The 17,970-nt window shown below is 47.0% G+C and carries 13 protein-coding genes; 7 read left to right on the top strand and 6 right to left on the bottom strand.

Annotated elements, in window-relative coordinates; translation table 11 throughout:
• On the top strand, positions 1-352 hold a 352-nt coding region (locus M3090_RS12045; RefSeq protein ID WP_249056572.1), incomplete at its 5' end, for an Abi family protein.
• Between the two features lie 48 nt (positions 353-400).
• On the opposite strand, the gene M3090_RS12040 is transcribed toward M3090_RS12045, so the two are convergent.
• The 4 genes from M3090_RS12040 to M3090_RS12025 all read right to left on the bottom strand — a co-directional run bounded on the left by M3090_RS12040 (position 401) and on the right by M3090_RS12025 (position 7,678).
• Positions 401-3,001: a tetratricopeptide repeat protein gene (locus M3090_RS12040; protein WP_249056569.1), complete on the bottom strand. Its 2,601-nt coding sequence runs from the start codon at positions 2,999-3,001 to the stop codon at positions 401-403.
• A gap of 14 nt (positions 3,002-3,015) precedes the next feature.
• Entirely contained in the window at positions 3,016-5,949 is a 2,934-nt protein-coding gene (locus M3090_RS12035) for a hypothetical protein (RefSeq protein ID WP_249056567.1), read from the bottom strand.
• 128 nt (positions 5,950-6,077) lie between these two features.
• On the bottom strand, positions 6,078-7,091 hold the full coding sequence (locus M3090_RS12030; protein ID WP_204437271.1) for a nucleotidyl transferase AbiEii/AbiGii toxin family protein: 1,014 nt from the start codon (positions 7,089-7,091) through the stop codon (positions 6,078-6,080).
• Positions 7,088-7,678 carry a DUF6088 family protein gene (locus M3090_RS12025; RefSeq protein ID WP_249056564.1) on the bottom strand — a complete coding sequence of 197 codons (591 nt, stop codon included), beginning with the start codon at positions 7,676-7,678 and terminating at the stop codon, positions 7,088-7,090. The genes M3090_RS12030 and M3090_RS12025 overlap by 4 nt, the downstream gene beginning before the upstream one ends.
• A 1,281-nt stretch (positions 7,679-8,959) precedes the next feature.
• Here M3090_RS12025 and purH point away from each other — a divergent pair.
• From purH to rodA, 6 genes are all read left to right on the top strand, one after another.
• Complete coding sequence (gene purH, locus M3090_RS12020; protein WP_249056563.1) at positions 8,960-10,483, top strand: bifunctional phosphoribosylaminoimidazolecarboxamide formyltransferase/IMP cyclohydrolase; 1,524 nt, start codon at positions 8,960-8,962, stop codon at positions 10,481-10,483.
• Between the two features lie 268 nt (positions 10,484-10,751).
• On the top strand, positions 10,752-11,774 hold the full coding sequence (locus tag M3090_RS12015) for a rod shape-determining protein (RefSeq protein WP_249056561.1): 1,023 nt from the start codon (positions 10,752-10,754) through the stop codon (positions 11,772-11,774).
• 12 nt (positions 11,775-11,786) lie between these two features.
• Positions 11,787-12,632, top strand: coding sequence for a rod shape-determining protein MreC (gene mreC / locus M3090_RS12010; protein WP_249056558.1), 846 nt, complete (start codon positions 11,787-11,789; stop codon positions 12,630-12,632).
• Between the two features lie 9 nt (positions 12,633-12,641).
• Entirely contained in the window at positions 12,642-13,160 is a 519-nt protein-coding gene (gene mreD / locus M3090_RS12005) for a rod shape-determining protein MreD (protein WP_249056556.1), read from the top strand.
• 76 nt (positions 13,161-13,236) lie between these two features.
• A complete protein-coding gene (mrdA, locus tag M3090_RS12000) occupies positions 13,237-15,108 on the top strand; it encodes a penicillin-binding protein 2 (protein ID WP_249056554.1) in 1,872 nt (623 codons plus the stop codon).
• Positions 15,105-16,559: a rod shape-determining protein RodA gene (gene rodA / locus M3090_RS11995; protein WP_249056553.1), complete on the top strand. Its 1,455-nt coding sequence runs from the start codon at positions 15,105-15,107 to the stop codon at positions 16,557-16,559. Before mrdA ends, rodA begins: the two co-directional genes overlap by 4 nt.
• 12 nt (positions 16,560-16,571) lie before the next feature.
• Here the strand turns inward: rodA and M3090_RS11990 are convergent, their stop codons facing one another.
• Both M3090_RS11990 and M3090_RS11985 read right to left on the bottom strand, forming a co-directional pair.
• A complete protein-coding gene (locus tag M3090_RS11990) occupies positions 16,572-17,267 on the bottom strand; it encodes an LrgB family protein (RefSeq protein WP_249056551.1) in 696 nt (231 codons plus the stop codon).
• Between the two features lie 36 nt (positions 17,268-17,303).
• Entirely contained in the window at positions 17,304-17,669 is a 366-nt protein-coding gene (locus M3090_RS11985; RefSeq protein WP_249056549.1) for a CidA/LrgA family protein, read from the bottom strand.
• Between the last annotated feature and the right edge of the window lie 301 nt (positions 17,670-17,970).

The following is a 17,970-nucleotide window of genomic DNA, read 5'->3' as shown; positions in this document are numbered from 1 at the left end:
GGAAGTTCCGAACTCTGATAAGCATCAGTTCCTCCCTAACAGCAACTTTGATGATGTTATTGAGTTGTATCAGTTTGACAAAAAGCTAAGGACGTTAGTTTTCACATCCATTCAAGACATTGAAATTGCCTTACGCACACGAATCATTCAATGCTTCTCTTTAAAATATGGAGCGTTTTGGTTTATGGATGTACGGCTTTTCAAAAATGAGAGCATATTTGCGACCTGCCTTGAGAATATACAAAAGGAAGTAAACCGCTCCAATGAAGATTTCCGGCCCTATCTACTTATTGTTTCTTCCCTAAAAACCTATGATTGCTTTGGACAGGTGTGGATCTCTAAATGCTTATAATCAATCGATTTTGTTTTAATTGTTTTCATCGAACTTACATAAATAATATCATTTCTCAATTTCATACACTTTCCAATTACCATCTCCGGTATAGACTGCTTTCGCATTCACATAACAATTGGAAGTAATGTTATATTTTTCCAGTATAGTTTTATGGACATAGTAATCACCAATAAATGCAAAATCTGGTTCTTCTCCATCATACCTATCTTTATATTTGAGTTCCAAATTACCGGAGAAGCGTTTTACTAAGTCACTATTACTCCCGTCAGTCAACTCTGCCCTAAGCACTTCCACTAATTTCTTTTGCTTACCCGGATTCTTCTTGTCACTGATTTCCTTGACAAAATAATGAATCTTAATGCAATCACCAACGGATGGACGCAAATCCGTCTGATCATAGTGCAGAATACCCGAAGCCTGTTTGGTACCTAATACAAAATGGAATAGTTTACGCTGATTATTGACATCATCTACTGCTGCAATCCTACACTTGAACTTCTCAATAGCTTCATCCTCAGCACACTTTTGTATGTTACATAAGAAAGTCTTGCTCTCTTCCTTGACTTTCTTTTTGTATTGGCGCAGTTTGACAAAATCTCCTTTTTCAAGTTCCTTCCGCTCATAGTGCTCATAAACGAGTGTTGAATCGGTCAAATAAATATGATAGACCTTTTTCTCTGTGTTTATATACTGAACATAGCCATATTGAATCGGCAAATTAAACCAATCTGCCGTTTCTGAGGGAATGGCAGTCAAAGGAATATATTTGATTACTGCTTCTTTCTTGGGCTGCTGCCATGGATAATCACCGGGAATGGTTCGGATTGTTTCGTCTTTATACAATTTGAATTTCCAAACTTGTCCTTTATGACTATCGTTTAGCCCTGGAAATCTCTTCTTATCGGTAGCAAATTCAATTGCTTTACCGTCGACAAAAACTATCATGGTCTTTCCGTTCCCGTTTTTCCATTTGTCCACAAGTACAACTTCCGTGAAAGAAATATCTTCGTAAGCGTATTCTTCCGCTCTTGAGATATTTTCGGCATAAAGTGCCGCATTATTGTCAGATGCAGGAGTAACCGAGGAGCATTGCTCAAGAAGAGCATCCACTTCTGAATCAATACACCAGCCCTTTTCAGCATAGTGTTTCTTATATTGGTCAAGTTCAACTACTGCATTTGCATATTTCTTGGATTTAATTAGTTGTTGAGCCAATTCCATTCGTATCTTCCCTATGAAGTCTTCATTCTTCTCTAAGCTTAGAGCTTTGCAAAGAAAAGCAATCTTTACATCCACATCTTCCCAACAATCGGCAAATTCACTCCAGATGTAGTATTTCTCTCCCATCTTCTGGCAAAGCTTTTTATAGATATCCTTTGCTTCTGCTTGCTGACCAGCGCGCAGATGAAGTAACGCTTTCGACCTGATATTCCAATCATCATCCGGTATCTTCTCTATGGCTATTCCATAGAGGTCAATAAGCCATTGGAGGTCTCCTAGTTGTTCATCAGAAAGATTCTCAAGAGCTTCTTTTATTCTTTTCAGCGATTTGACAGCTAACGGTTTATAGGTTTCCCCATTATCTCCTTTCTCTTCTTGCCAGTCAGCTGTTCTTAGTTTCTCTGGGTTCCACCCTCTAAAAAAATCATAGAATCGCCATGCATTGTTTTCCTTCATTGTGCGCTCGGCTAACCCAAGAACTTTCGAATGAGAAGTAGAGGCCGGAGTATCATTGGATAACTCTATATATTGGTTAAACAGCTCCCATGTAGATGAAGAAACACCGTCCTCAGTACTATGATACAGTTTCCAGAAGAAATGGTTTTTTATCATTTCGATAAAATCGTCTTTCCTATAGGGGATAAGCCTAACAAATTCTTGAATCTCATCTAAAGGATAATCAACAATAGCCTTTGCAATTCTCGACATCAACGATGGAATGGTTTTGCCTTCGTTGCTACGTGAATCTTCAAAATCATCCAGTCGCAAATTGTTCGGATTCCATAACTTGAGAAACGATATGAGTTTGAAATTGCCATCTTGTTTAGAGTAATTAAGGGCGAAGTTCAATATTTGGGAATGCAGCATCGAAGGGCGCTCATTATGAAGGTAAATATAGTTCTTCAGTTGCGTCCGCACCTGTATTGAATCAAGTTGTGCAATGTGATCTCGCAAATAACGGTATATTGCCCATCCATAGCTTTCATGCGCTTCTTCAGGAAGATTTCCGTCTACTGACAATTGGGTAAGAATCCCCCATGCTTTATCATTGTTGCCTTTCTGACTCAATTCTTTAGCTTCTTGAATCTGAGCGTAGAAAGGATTCACCATTAGTCTAAGTGCTTGTATTTTTCTAACAAGCATTTCCGCAAACTCATCGAATTGGGTCTCGAAGTGCATACGCGACAGAAGAGCTGAAATTTTTCGCGCATCTACAATATTTCCTTTCTGTTGCTCCCTTTTGCAGATATCAATCAATGTCCAAGCATAGGCTTTCAGAACATCTATATCTGTTCTGTTTTTTTGAAGATAATCTTCAGCCAGTTGTCTGGCATCATCCAATAAACCATCGCGACGGAGAGCATAGATTTTAGTTGATATGCGAGGGGAGTAATCATTCTTATTATGAGAACTAAACTTTGCCATTTTTACTGTCTAAATTATAGTTTTGTTGATTTAAATACAATCATTTCCCGCACCTCACTTGCAATGGTGGTATCAGTAACGTCGAACATCTCAATTTTGTTGATAAACCCTTTGCTATGGCTTTCCAAGCTGGTTCCATACCATAGGCGGAGCATAGCGTTGCCGTTATCAGATGTAACCTTGCAGACAATCTGATAATCTTTACTGGACACTACCTCAAGCTTGAATCCCCGCTCTTTCATCTGCTCACCAAATACCTTAACGACTTCCAAAATATAATCAGGAGTATCCACAGATTTATTATATGACACAGCCTGGGAGAAGACTGTGTCGATGAACTGCTCAATACAGGTGGCATCAACTAACTCATTCGGCTCCATTCTAATTGCCGAGATACCATAAGAATCCTTAGCACCCTTGTTATGAATATCAATTACCAATTTCTTTTTTATCCCTTGTGGTACTGAAAATACGGCCTTGGTCAAATAATCATTGCACGGTTTGACCACCTCCAAGATATAACCGCTTGGTTCGATAAGCTTTGCCAATTCACAAATAGCAGCTGACGCATTGACGTTATTAAGAACCATATCGGAAAAACGGGATGGCACTTTATACCCATCATATATAAGCAATTGCTTCGGTGGGTTAACACCTGAATCTGTTTCGCTCACGGTACAATTCATAAATGGATGGACATATTGCGGTTGTGCAATATAGAATACTCCTGCCGTAACACAGAGCCCACTGTATAGCCATCTGAAATAAGACTCATTGCATATTCCGTCATTCTCCGTGCGGAATCCTTTCAAGATGACATTGTCAAATTCGGAGCCGACAGCCTTATGAACAGTTATAGCCCATGCATATTTCGCATACATTACATTGATAAGCGGATCGTTCTCACGGGAAGACCGTTGAATGTCACTCTCGTACCTATCATAATAACATTTGAGTAATGAACGGGCCACTTTCGTTGTTTTGACCGGTACCCTATCTTCTTTCTGGACAGAACGGTTTTGAATAATGTTTTCTATCGCTTCTTTCTCATCATTAGAGAGGGCTTGATAGTCCGCATCAGATAGTAACTGACTATAAAATTCAGTCTTGGCAAATGGTGACGACTTCTTTCGTTCAGTAATACGACGATTAATGAAGACATTAACTGCAATCTGTTCCTCCTTAGTCAATTCATCTGAACAATCCAAATAATTGTCAAGTACCCAAATTTCGGCATCCTGCCCACTTAGGCTCAAACATTTAACAGATATTTTTGTAAAAGACAGAAACATTGGACGAGGATAAGCCTTAATGGAGATTGTTTCACTATGCTTCTCAAGCACATCCTTTACAGTAAAATACATCCCGTTCAGCACTCTTTTGGGATTACCAAACCCGGTCTCATCAGGGATATAGATATTATTATTGGCAATAAGAAGGTCGCCTGCTGCAAGTTCCTTCCCATTATTCAAACAATGATGCTTAACCCAAAGATTGGTTTTCAGACAGTCGCTTTTCTTGAAAAACAGGACCGACTGCTTAGGTTCTTGCTGCAATGGAGCCATAAACCATTCTTTCATTTTGCCGGTAATCGCATCTTTCCTGATCTCAACGATAGACCCGTCATCAAAGGCATAATTCAAGTTGTTGAACAGCTGTGCATCCATACTCTTGGCGAGACTACATTTTAGAGACTCCTTGCAGGACTCATGTGAATCGCAGGCCGGCTGATGATAGTAATGAATAACCCTATCCTCGCAGATAGTTTGAAGATTAGCCACATTGATAGCAGAATCGTCGGAAGAGCCGAAAGATAGCATATAAGGGTCACCGATGAAAACGATTTTCCGCTCAGATGCCGGATTGGCAAAGGCGATGAAGTCCTCAAGCAAACGCCCTGTTCCAAAGCGAAGCAAATCTGATTGAGAGAGGCTGCGGCTTACAAGATGCGCATCATACACCATTAACAATGCTCGCTCATCCAATCCGGCATCCGAACGGATGGGAATAACCTGCATGGCCTCATCGTCTTCTTCATCTTCGGATGTCTCGTTCCCTCCGTACATGAATGAGTAAAGGCTGGAAGCCTCTATCCCGCGCTGTCCCAACCGGCGGCTAATTCTATTTGAATGACAAAGTCCTTGAATTTCAGGAATTCTGTAATTATCTGCAATAGAAAAAATGTATTTTGCCCAATTATCCCGTTCTTCTGCATCCATCGACGTTAAGACAAGAAGGTCGTTGCCCTCTGTTTGCATAAAGGTATCGATAGTAGATTTTGCCCCTTTCCCGACAATGATGTCTTGCTTGCAAATCACCCCCGTATCAAATGAATAGTCTTGAATATATTCATCGGATGGGAAGATGCTTTTAATCGCCTTGGCTATCTCTTCATCGAAAGCATTATCATTATTCAAATCATAAAGCAAGGCCCCTATCTCCGATTCTTGTACAATCTTATAATAAGGATATTTCCCCGGAACCTTATTGCTGAGCTTAAGCGGTCCTGAAAAGATATTTGCTATGCACACCCGGGATGGATTGATTTTTTGCCCGAGAATTGGATTATGCTCAACGATTTCTCTGAATGCGTTTCTATATGAAACAAGCTGGAGAAACGGATTCAAGAAATGGGCACCTGCCTTAACCTCTATATTCTGGCAGTCCGATACTTTTTCTGCATACCAAGGATAACTCTTAAATTCATCATCGCCCCGTGGAATAATCAGTTGACCCGAATAGTCTTTGAAGTCAATAATTATCACTCCATGATTGAAAAAGAGAATCGCATCTGCACGAAAGCGCCGATATTTCTCATTAAATGGATTACCAATAAGAATGCCATCGTAATTGTGCTTTTTGAACGCGGCATCTACTATCTTGACCACGCGGCGGAATTGCTCATTCTCGTGCGTTGCTGCCTGCTGATGTAAAACCTCTAACGCCATAAGACCTTAATTATTTCTAATTATAAAATTTTGCAATTCTTCCTCAATTGGATTTAATCCATACATTATGCAAGATAGTTAATGAATATCTCAGTTTCGTTTATATCAACATTAATGTATGCCATACGTCAACGATTATTTTTCCATTCCAATGCCCTGAATCTGTCCTGCAACTCATGCAACTGCTCCATAATCTCATCAAACGAGGGCGCATTAGCATAAATAAAGCCGATTTGCATCTGCTTATAGTCGTCCCGCAAAGCCTCTTCAATGCTTTCAGGAGGAAGAAATGATATTGTATGCGGAAGATGTGTTGTGTAATCCAGTCCGCTCCATGCCGTAAACTTATTGCGATGAGCCACAATGTCTTCATATAGTTGTACATTTTGCATTGCTTCCATTGCAAACGGTTTATCCATCATCTTTACAATGTCATACATGTGTCGTGTGATACGTTCGATATGCGTACAGCCATTGGGACGGTTAAACTCTTCATGCAAAAGAAAAACCTTTTCCAAGAATGTCCGTCCTGGCACTACTGTGGGGACTGCAAATATCGGCAATGAAAAATCTTCATCCGGATAGGCATCTTCTATCATAGAACGCATTTCTATCTGTTCCGACGGTTCCATGAGAGAACGACAACTTATCTCAACTTTGACTCGCTCCGGTATATATTGCATTTTCGTTTGCAGCACTGAATTATACTCGACAAACAGGACTACAGGGTCAAGGTCGCTGACAGACGTCTCCGGAACTATGACTTTACAACACTCTGAAAGATCATACTCTTTTAATCTGTTCTCTACGTCAAGCGCAAAAGTGCCATCTATGAACTTCTTGGAGTCTTTCCGCAACTTAGTCCGTTGACTTTTAGTCTCAATATTTGTGAAACCGAGATATTGGGGATCTATTGCAAGGTCAATATCTTCCGAAAACCGTTCTATTAATCCCCAACCTTTGCTAAGGCTTGTTCCTCCCTTGAAAACAAAAGCTGCTGCATACGGCAAAGAAAATATGGCACGCAACACCATACTGACCCAGTAGTCCTTTTCTACGGCATTGTCCACAATCCCTTTCTCTTCGGCTACATTAGCCAAAATGGTAAGTTGTTCTTCTTTTGTAAGCTTAGTAAAATTCATAATGCAAGTCTTTGTTTAATCCATTGCGGGGCAATGCTGTAATCGTATTTGATTTCATCAGGACTACCATATTTTTCAATGGCTTGTTTTATGATTGCAACCTGTTCATCTGTCACGTTATCTTTCCCTAATTCTTTCATGGCAGCGACTATAAGTGGAAACAGGTCTGTCTTGTAGGCAAAATTGCGAGGTGCGCTGCGCTTGAATATGATTTTACGGTTCCCGATAGTAAGTTCCCTTGCTGTGGCATCTGTCAAATAGACTGCATTCATCGTGACCTGTGTGGAAAGTCCCAATTTGTTCAATGCTGTCAATCCACTAGGTATAATACGAGCCTTATCCTTTTCCGCTATGGCGTATGCGATATCTTCTATAGAGGGACGAAGTACACCGAACTTATTCCGTAATGGACATAAATATAGACCTTGAGAAAGACGAATGAGCACACCCTCTTTCTCTAATCGGGAAAGCGCACGAGTAACTAGCCCGTCATTATTCAGATGGGCAAAATCGCTCACCATATAAAGCCTGTTCGGTCCGTTTCGGTTTATAATGTTTCGTATTTCCTTCGTCAGTATCGTCTTCATATCCACAATGATTCTAGTTGCAAAGATACGATATTACTCTTGATGTAGCAATAAAATGTCCGAAATTCTTAAAGAAAATCGGACATTATAGAATGCTTTGCGGCTTAATACCCCGATCATGAACCGAGTACATTAAGTTAGGGTTATCATAGTTCGCCAATGGGTTGTGCTAACCAACCTTTTGGCGAACATTAACATCATACCTCAAAATGAAGAGCTTTTATTAGACAGTGGAGCAAAATAATAATAACCTTTGGGAAACCGACAGAATATGGGAACTATACGGTATCAAATAACTAATATATAAATTGATTATCAGATTAGTATATAATCATTCTCGGTTCAAGCGTGGAACTGCGTGCTATTCATCGTTCTTGAAGATCCTGAGAAAACCTGATTACACAAATGATAATAGACAGCAGACTCACGCTGGAAACCAGCGTAGGAACCGACTGTGCCATTCTCGTACGTTTTGAAAATTTCTCAGGTTCTCAAGAACAAGAATGAAGCACAACGCTTCTTACAATTTTTTATCTCACAAAAAGGTTTGAAGGCAACGCTTTGCACCTCGCCACAAATATACACATTTACCTCTAAATGGCCAAGGGGAAGCAATATTTTTTCATTCCTAAGAGCATTAAAAGTCTTCTAGTCATTGTTGAGTGCAATGCAGCCGGAACGCACCCTATCCCCTCATGCACGCAGTAAGATTCCTCGACTGCGCGCCTGAAAAGTATTAGGGAGATGTTTCGACTACGCTTCGCTTGCTCAACATGACAGAGAGAGTAATTTTTAAACAGACCCTAAAATCCCCACAACGATTATGCCAAGAATTGTTCCACAACAAGCAACGCCCCGACAGTCTCTCAAATCCGCTCCTCTATTATAAATAAATTTTACCTTTCGCATCACAACCTCTTCAAACCCCGACCAAATTCCTACCAAAGTCGTTCCAAAGTCGTACCAAGTTCGAGTGCTTAGAAACGAACAAAAGACGAATCTGGAACGACTTTGGTAGCAATAATCATACAGATATTTTACTCGCAAGCATATTATTCTCAAAACAGACAGACAATCTCACGACGCCTCATCTTTCTGAAACATACCCCGGCCTTCACCCAGCGACACACCCCATTTGCACCCCGCGCCAGGCTGCCAATGCCACAAACTTTCCACCCGCCTCCAATTTTAACGCTTTTTCCTATGCGGGCTAACCGACAAAATTCGTACCTTTGCGGGACTATTATAAAATACGCGTACTTATATAACAACATTAGAATCATGTCCGAGACAAAAAGAATCAAGACAGCGCTGGTTTCCGTCTATCACAAAGAAGGACTGAACGAAATCATCACCAAACTGCATGAAGAAGGCGTGCAGTTTCTCTCCACAGGCGGCACCCGCCAGTTTATCGAATCGTTGGGCTATCCCTGCCAGGCAGTGGAAGACCTGACTACCTACCCTTCCATCTTGGGCGGGCGGGTGAAGACGCTGCATCCCAAAATTTTCGGAGGCATCTTGTGCCGCCGTGCTTTGGAGCAGGACCGTCAGCAGATTGAAAAATACCAGATTCCCGAAATAGACTTGGTCATCGTCGACCTGTATCCGTTCGAGGCAACAGTGGCCAGCGGCGCATCGGAGGCCGACATCATCGAGAAAATTGACATAGGCGGCATCTCGCTCATCCGCGCCGCTGCCAAAAATTACAACGACGTGGTCATCGTGGCCTCGCAAGCCCAGTATCAGCCCTTGCGCGACATCCTGATGGAACGTGGTGCCAACACGACGCTGGAAGAACGCCGTTGGTTTGCCAAAGAGGCTTTCGGCGTGTCGTCGCACTATGACACGGCCATCTTCAACTATTTCGACGGAGGAGAAGGAACGGCCTTCCGCTGCTCGGCCAACAACCAGAAGGCGTTGCGCTACGGCGAGAATCCGCATCAGAAGGGCTATTTCTACGGCAATCTGGAGCAGATGTTCGACCAGATACATGGCAAGGAAATCTCTTACAACAACCTGCTGGACATCAATGCGGCGGTAGACCTGATTGACGAATTTCAGGAAACGACGTTCGCCATCTTGAAGCATAACAATGCCTGCGGCCTGGCTTCGCGCCCCACCGTGCTGGAGGCATGGAAAGACGCCCTGGCCGGTGACCCGGTTTCGGCTTTCGGAGGGGTGCTCATCACCAACGCAGTGGTAGACAAAGAAACGGCCGAAGAAATCAATAATATCTTCTTTGAGGTCATCATCGCGCCGGATTATGACGTTGACGCCCTCGAGGTGCTGGGACAGAAGAAGAACCGCATCATCCTGGTGCGCAAACCGGTCGAGCTGCCTAAAAAACAGTTCCGCTCTCTGCTGAACGGTGTGCTGGCGCAGGAACGCGACCTGAAGGTGGAAACACCCGAAGACCTGAAAACAGTCACGACAAAGGCGCCCACGCAGGCCGAGACAGAAGACATGCTTTTTGCCAACAAGATAGTGAAGAACTCCAAATCCAATGCCATCGTGCTGGCCAAGGGTAAGCAATTGCTGGCCAGCGGCGTCGGACAGACCAGCCGGGTAGATGCGCTGAAACAGGCCATCGAAAAAGCCAAGAGCTTCGGCTTCGACCTGCACGGGGCTGTCATGGCAAGCGATGCTTTCTTCCCCTTCCCCGACTGCGTAGAGATTGCCGGCAAGGAAGGCATTACGGCGGTCATCCAGCCGGGTGGAAGCATCAAGGACCAACTGAGCTTTGACTACTGCAACGAACACGGTATCGCGATGGTGACCACCGGATTCCGCCACTTCAAACACTAAATAAATGAAAATTTGAGAATTGAGAATTAAAAAATGAGAGTAAGAGCCTGTTTAAGATCCATTTTCCTGTCATCCCGAACACAGTCGGGAGATCTCACTATGCGCCTGAGAAGTAGTAGGGAGATGCTTCGACTACGCTTCGCTTGCTCAACATGACAGAGAGAGCGATTTTTAAACAGGACCTAAGATGTCACGCAATCTCCCATTTTCTAATTCTCAATTTTCAATTCTCAGTTCCTAATTTTCAATTTTCAATTCTCAATTTAAAATGGGTTTATTCTCTTTTACACAAGAAATAGCGATGGACCTGGGGACGGCCAACACCATCATCACCTGCAACGACAAGATTGTAGTGGATGAGCCGTCGGTAGTGGCCTTGGACCGCCGCACGGACAAAATGATTGCCGTGGGCGAAAAGGCGAAGATGATGCACGAAAAGACTCATGAGAACATCCGCACCATCCGTCCCTTGCGCAACGGCGTGATAGCCGATTTCTATGCCTGCGAGCAGATGATTCGCGGACTGGTGAAAATGGTGAACCGCAAGCACCGGCTGTTCTCTCCCTCCTTGCGGATGGTCATCGGAGTGCCGTCGGGCAGTACGGAGGTAGAGCTGCGTGCCGTGCGCGACTCGGCCGAACATGCGGGCGGACGTGATGTATACCTGATTTTCGAGCCCATGGCGGCCGCCATAGGCATCGGCATAGATGTAGAAGCGCCGGAAGGCAACATGATTGTGGACATAGGTGGCGGTTCGACAGAGATTGCGGTCATCTCGCTGGGAGGTATCGTGAGCAACAACTCTATCCGCATCGCAGGCGACGACTTGACGGCCGACATACAAGAATACATGAGCCGGCAGCACAACGTGAAGGTCAGCGAGCGTATGGCCGAACGTATCAAGATACACGTGGGCGCCGCACTGACCGAATTGGGCGAGGATGCCCCGGACGACTATATCGTATATGGTCCGAACCGTATCACTGCGTTGCCCATGGAAGTGCCCGTATGCTACCAGGAAATAGCCCACTGTCTGGAAAAGTCCATCTCGAAGATAGAAACGGCCGTGCTGAGTGCTTTGGAGAACACTCCGCCCGAGCTGTATGCAGACATTGTGCACAACGGCATCTACCTGGCCGGTGGAGGCGCTTTGCTGCGCGGATTGGACAAGCGTCTGACGGACAAGATAAACATACCGTTCCACATAGCAGAAGACCCGCTGCATGCAGTGGCCAAAGGCACAGGCATCGCGCTGAAGAATGTGGACAAGTTCTCGTTCTTAATGAGATAACGGCGACGGCGTATGCGGAATCTGCTGGATTTTCTGGTAAAATACAATTACTGGTTCCTCTTCATCTTGCTGGAGGTAGCCAGTTTTGTTTTATTATTCCGCTTCAACCGTTACCAGCAAAGCGTGTTCTTCACCTCGACCAATGCCATATCCGGCAAGTTGTTCGAGATGAAAAGCAGTGTCACTTCCTTCTTCCACTTGAAAGAGGTCAATGAAGATTTGCTGGACCGTAACATGCAGTTAGAACAACGCATAGCCTCTCTGGAAAAAGAGTTGCTTGACATGCAGTCTGATACAAGTGCTTACCACAGCCTCGACTCCATCCCTGCGGACAGAAGCTACAAACTGTATAAGGCTCACGTGGTCAAGAACAGTGTGAACCACTTGGACAACTACCTGACTCTGGACCGCGGTTCGGCCGACAGCATACGCCCGGAAATGGGGGTGGTCAATGCCAACGGCGTGGTGGGCATTGTCTACAAGACCACTCCCCACTATGCGCTGGTCATTTCGCTGCTGAACAGCAAATCGAGCTTGAGTTGCAAGATTCAAGGCAGCAATTACTTCGGCTACCTGAAGTGGGAAGGCGGAGACACGCAGTATGCTTACCTGCGCGACCTGCCCCGCCATGCCGAGTTCAGCGTGGGCGACACGGTGGTGACCAGCGGTTATTCGGCCGTGTTCCCGCCCGGACTGTTGGTGGGGGTTATCGACGAAATGTCCGACTCGCACGACGGATTGTCTTATTTACTGAAAATCAAATTGGCTACGGATTTCGGCAAAGTGGACGACGTGCGTGTCATAGCCCGGGAAGGACAAGAAGAACTGAAGCAACTGGAAAAACAACTTAACGAATAACAGGACACCTTGATACAAGATTATATTCATAGGATAGGCTGGTTCGTGGGGCTTCTGCTGGTGCAGGTGCTCATACTGAACAACGTACACATGGAAGGCTTTGCCACGCCTTTCGTGTACATCTATCTGATGATTAAGTTTGCTTCAGATACGGGACGAAAAGAGCAAATGCTTTGGGCGTTTGCCTTGGGACTGTCAGTAGACATGTTTGCAGATACGCCGGGAATGAATGCAAGTGCCAGTGTGTTGCTGGCGTTTGTACGTCCCTTCTTCTTACGGCTGTTCATGCCAAGGGATATGTCCGACAATTTCATCCCCGGTTTCCGTACAATGGGGGCAGGCTCGTTCATAAAGTATGTGGCGGTATGCACACTGCTACACCATACGGCTTTGTATGCCATCGAATATTTTTCGGCTGCACATGCCGGAATGGCTGTACTGCACATGGTGGCAAGCAGCGTACTGACCATGGCTTGCATCACTGCCATCGAAGGAATACGCAGAACGCCTGCCAACAAAGAGCGATAGAACAAATCATGCCAACCCAAAAACGAAAGGAATACCGGCCAATCAAGGAAGGAACACGGAACAATGGAGGAATGAAATGGCGAAAAACTATAACCTGGAGAAAAGGAAATACATCATCGGAGGAGCAGCCGTACTCATTGTGTTCATCTATGTGCTACGCTTGCTGGACCTGCAATTGTTGTCGGACGAATACAAGAAGTTTGCCGACAACAACGCCTTTCTCAACAAAGTACAATATCCTTCACGCGGGGCTATCTACGACCGGCATGGAGAATTGCTGGTGTTCAACCAGCCGGCTTATGACATTACTTTCGTACCCCGTGAAGTGGAAGCGTTAGACACGGCAGATTTCTGCCGGGCGCTGGGCATCACGAAGGATTGGTTCGACCGCCGCATGAAAGAAGTCAAAGACCGCCGCAAGAACCCGGGGTATTCGCGCTACACCCAACAGATTTTCCTCACACAACTGCCGGCAGAAGAATGTGGTGTGTTTCAGGAACAACTCTACAAGTTTCCCGGATTCGGCATCCAACGAAGGACCATCAGGCAATATACGTACGACGTAGCCGGCCATGCCCTGGGAGATATCGGAGAAGTTTCTCAGAAAGACATCGAAGCCGACCCGTACTACCGAAGCGGAGACTATATAGGCAAACAAGGCATAGAGAAAAGCTACGAAAAATACTTGCGGGGCGAGAAGGGGGTGGAAATCCTTCTGCGTGATGCACATGGCCGTATCCAGGGACATTACATGGACGGGAAAATGGACCGCCCCAGTGTCCCGGGCAAGAACCTGAAACTGGGCATTGACATCAAGCTGCAACAATTGGGCGAGCGCCTGATGAGGGGAAAGATAGGAAGCATAGTAGCCATCGAACCCAAGTCCGGAGAGATTCTGTGCATGGTGTCTTCCCCCACCTTCGACCCTCACCTGCTGATAGGACGACAAAGGGGGGACAACCACATGAAGTTGCAACGAGACAAGCAAAAACCGCTACTGAACCGTGCCATCCAAGGCACATATCCGCCGGGAAGCACCTTCAAGACGGCACAGGCCGTGACCTTTTTGCAGGAAGGCATTGTAGGCAAGGAAAGTCCGAGCTATCCGTGTTCGCACGGGTTTATCCACCGGGGATTGCGGGTAGGTTGCCATGGCCATGCCTCTCCCCTCTCCCTTGTGCCGGCCATTGCCACTTCTTGTAACGCCTATTTCTGTTGGGGGCTTTATTACATGTTCGGCGACAAAAAATATGGTTCGCCCCAAAATGCCATCACGGTGTGGAAAGACCACATGGTGGCGCAAGGCTTCGGATACAGGCTGGGCACGGACTTGCCGGGCGAACAGAGAGGACTCATACCCAACGCCCAGTTCTATGACAAGGCGTATGGCGGCCGTTGGAACGGACTGACCGTTATTAGTATTTCTATCGGACAAGGCGAAATACTGGCCACTCCTTTGCAGATAGCCAACCTGGGGGCTACGATTGCCAACCGGGGCTGGTTCGTGACGCCGCATATCGTAAAAGAGATAGAAGACAATGAACTGGATACTGCTTATGTGCAACGCCGATATACGGGCATAGACAGCCAGTATTACGACTGGGTGGCCGAAGGCATGCGTGCCGCAGTCACAGGCAGTACGGGCAGTGGCACATGCCGGCTGGTGGGCAGCATTTTGCCTGATGTGGAAGCCTGTGGCAAGACCGGAACGGCACAAAACCCGCACGGTAAGGACCATTCGGTTTTTATGGGATTTGCGCCCAAAGACGACCCGCAGATAGCCATCGTGGTATACGTCGAAAACGGGGGTTGGGGAGCGACGTATGGCGTGCCCATCGGAGCACTGATGATGGACCAGTACCTGCACGGCCATTTGTCGGAAGCAAACGAGCTGTTGGCCGAAGACTTTAGCAACCGCACGATAAGTTATGGGGAGGATGGCCGATGAGACGCAGGGAACCGATACTGAAATCGCTTGATTGGCTGACTATCGGGCTTTATGTGCTGCTGGTGGCGTTCGGATGGATGAGCATCTGCGGTGCCAGCTACGATTATAGCGAGCACGAATTACTCGACTTCTCGACAAGGGCGGGCAAGCAATTTGCCTGGGCACTGTGTTCGCTGGGACTGGCCGGCGTGTTGATGATGCTGGACGACCTCTTCTACGAGGCGTATGCCTACTTGATTTACGGGGTGATGCTGGTGCTGCTGATAGTCACGATTTTCATTGCTCCGGACACGAAGGGTTCCCATTCCTGGCTCATTCTGGGTCCCGTAAGCTTGCAGCCGGCAGAGTTTGCCAAGTTTGCCACGGCCCTGGCCCTGGCGCGGTGCATGAGTGTCTACGGATTCAGTCTGAAGAATGTGCGCCAGGCTCTTAGCACGGGGCTTATTATTCTGATTCCCATGCTGCTGATTATCGCACAGCGCGAGACAGGCAGTGCTTTGGTATATCTGGCATTCTTTCTGGTGCTTTATCGTGAAGGCATGCCCGGCATAGTTCTATTGGCGGGGCTCTGTGCCGTGCTCTACTTTGTGGTGGGTATCCGCTTTGCCAGCGCACAGTTGTGGGATACACCTACGCCATTGGGGCAGTTCATTGTACTGATACTCATCCTGCTGTTTGCTGCGCTGATGCTGCGGGTCTACACACGCCGCACGACCGAGGCCAACATCATAGCCTTGAGTGTGGCTGGCTGCACCCTTGCGGCTGTCGCGCTGTCGCATTGGGCCGTTCCTTTCAACGTGGTCTATGTCTTATGGGGGTTGTGCGTCGTCCTGGCCGGATACTTGGTTTGGCTGGCTCTTCGGACGCGCCGCCGCACGTATCTGCTGACGCTGTTGTTCGCCGTTTGTTCCGTGGGTTTCCTTTATTCGTCGGAGTATGTGTTCAACAGCGTGCTCGAGCCTCACCAACAGGTGCGCATCCAGGTTTTACTGGGGCTGGAAGAAGATCCCAGCGGAGCGGGATACAACGTGAACCAATCGAAGATTGCCATCGGTTCGGGCGGACTGACAGGCAAGGGTTTCCTGAACGGCACGCAGACGAAGCTGAAATACGTGCCCGAACAAGACACGGACTTCATCTTCTGCACCGTGGGCGAAGAACAGGGTTTCATCGGTTCGACGGGCGTACTTGTCCTGTTCCTGTCGCTCATCTTACGCCTCATCTGGTTGGCCGAGCGCCAGCCGACTACTTTTGGCCGGGTGTATGGATACAGCGTGGCCAGCATCTTTCTGTTTCATGTCTTCATCAACGTGGGCATGGTGCTGGGACTCACGCCAGTCATCGGAATCCCGCTTCCTTTCTTCAGTTACGGAGGCTCTTCGCTGTGGGGCTTCAGCATCTTGCTCTTCATCTTCCTGCGCATCGACGCAGGGAGAAATGCCCGCAAATAGAGACGGATGTGCTCAGAGCAGCCCCAACCAACGCAGAATGGTCGGCGTGAGCAGGGCTGTGAAGATGCCGTTCAGTGTCAGTCCCAGGCTGGCGAAGGCGCCATACTTCCGGCTGACGTCCATCGCCGCGGAGGTGCCCACGGCATGGGCTGCGGTGCCCATTGACAGGCCTTGGGCCATGGGGCTGCCCACGTGCATGAGGCGCAGGGTCTTGAACCCGAGGATGCCGCCCAACAATCCCACACAGACCACGACGGCTGCCGTGAGCGACGGGATGCCGCCCAATGATTGGGTGACTTCCATCGCTATGGGGGTGGTGACCGACTTGGGGGCGAGGGAATAGATGATTTCTTCGGAAGCGCCCATCAGTTTGGCTATAATCACGACCGAAGCGACACCGACGAAGCAGCCGGCCAGTTGCGACAGCAGGATGGGCAGGAGTTGTTTCTTAATCGTCTCGAGTTGCAGGTAGAGGGGCACTCCGAGGGCCACGACGGCCGGTTTCAACCAAAACTCAATCAGCTTGCCGCCCTCGCTGTATGTTTCATAACTGATGCCGGCCAGCTTCAGAAAGACAATCAGCACGGCGATGGTCAGCAGGATGGGGTTGAGCAGCATCAGGCCCGTCTTCTTCTGCAACAGCTTGGCCAGGAAGAAGACACCGAAGGTGACGGCCAGCAGGAAAAATTCATTCTCCAGAAAGTTCATAAGGATGTATGTGTTTAAAATCGGGAACGCCCCGGGTTAATGTTTCAAATGGTCGGCCGCCTTGTTCGAGGCCTTGCGCGTGAGCTGGTGCACCCACCCGGTGACGACGAGCACCAGCAGCGTGCTCAGCACCGTGGCAATCAATATGGGCCACAACTGCGCCCGTATGACGTCGAAGTAGAGCATGAGTGCCACGCCGGGCGGCACGAAGAAGAATCCCAGGTTGGCAACCAGAAAGTCGGACATGCCCTGCACCCAGTGCAGCTTGATCCAACCTAACTTTAAGAACAAAGTGAGCAGCAGCATCCCGATGATGCTGGAAGGAAGTTTGACGCCTGTCAGCCAGACGATGAGCTCACCCAAAGCTAAACATCCGAAGAGGATGGCGCATTGACGAATCATGATGCTTCAGTTTAGAATATTCCTTTAAACAGTTATTGCTGAAAAACGGGCGCAAAGTTAGTGAATCTATGCATTGCTTGTTACACCCGCCCGGTGTTTTTCCCCGCTTTGCTTCCGCCGGACAAGAGCCGTGCTTCTCCCGGACAAGAGCCGCGCCTCTTCCGGACAAGAAGGAAGGGCCGGAAGGGAGAGAAGCAACCTATTGTCTCACAAGATGTTAAAAAGGAACGAAAGACACCCGTCCGACCTCCAGAGTTTAATAAATCTTATTTTCCTGCACACATCTGCCTGCTTTTCACTA

This window comes from Bacteroides sp. ET71 (assembly GCF_023336905.1).
GTDB lineage: Bacteria > Bacteroidota > Bacteroidia > Bacteroidales > Bacteroidaceae > Bacteroides.
The sequence above is the reverse complement of the archived record's forward strand: the minus strand, read 5'-3'. Positions and strand labels throughout refer to the sequence as shown.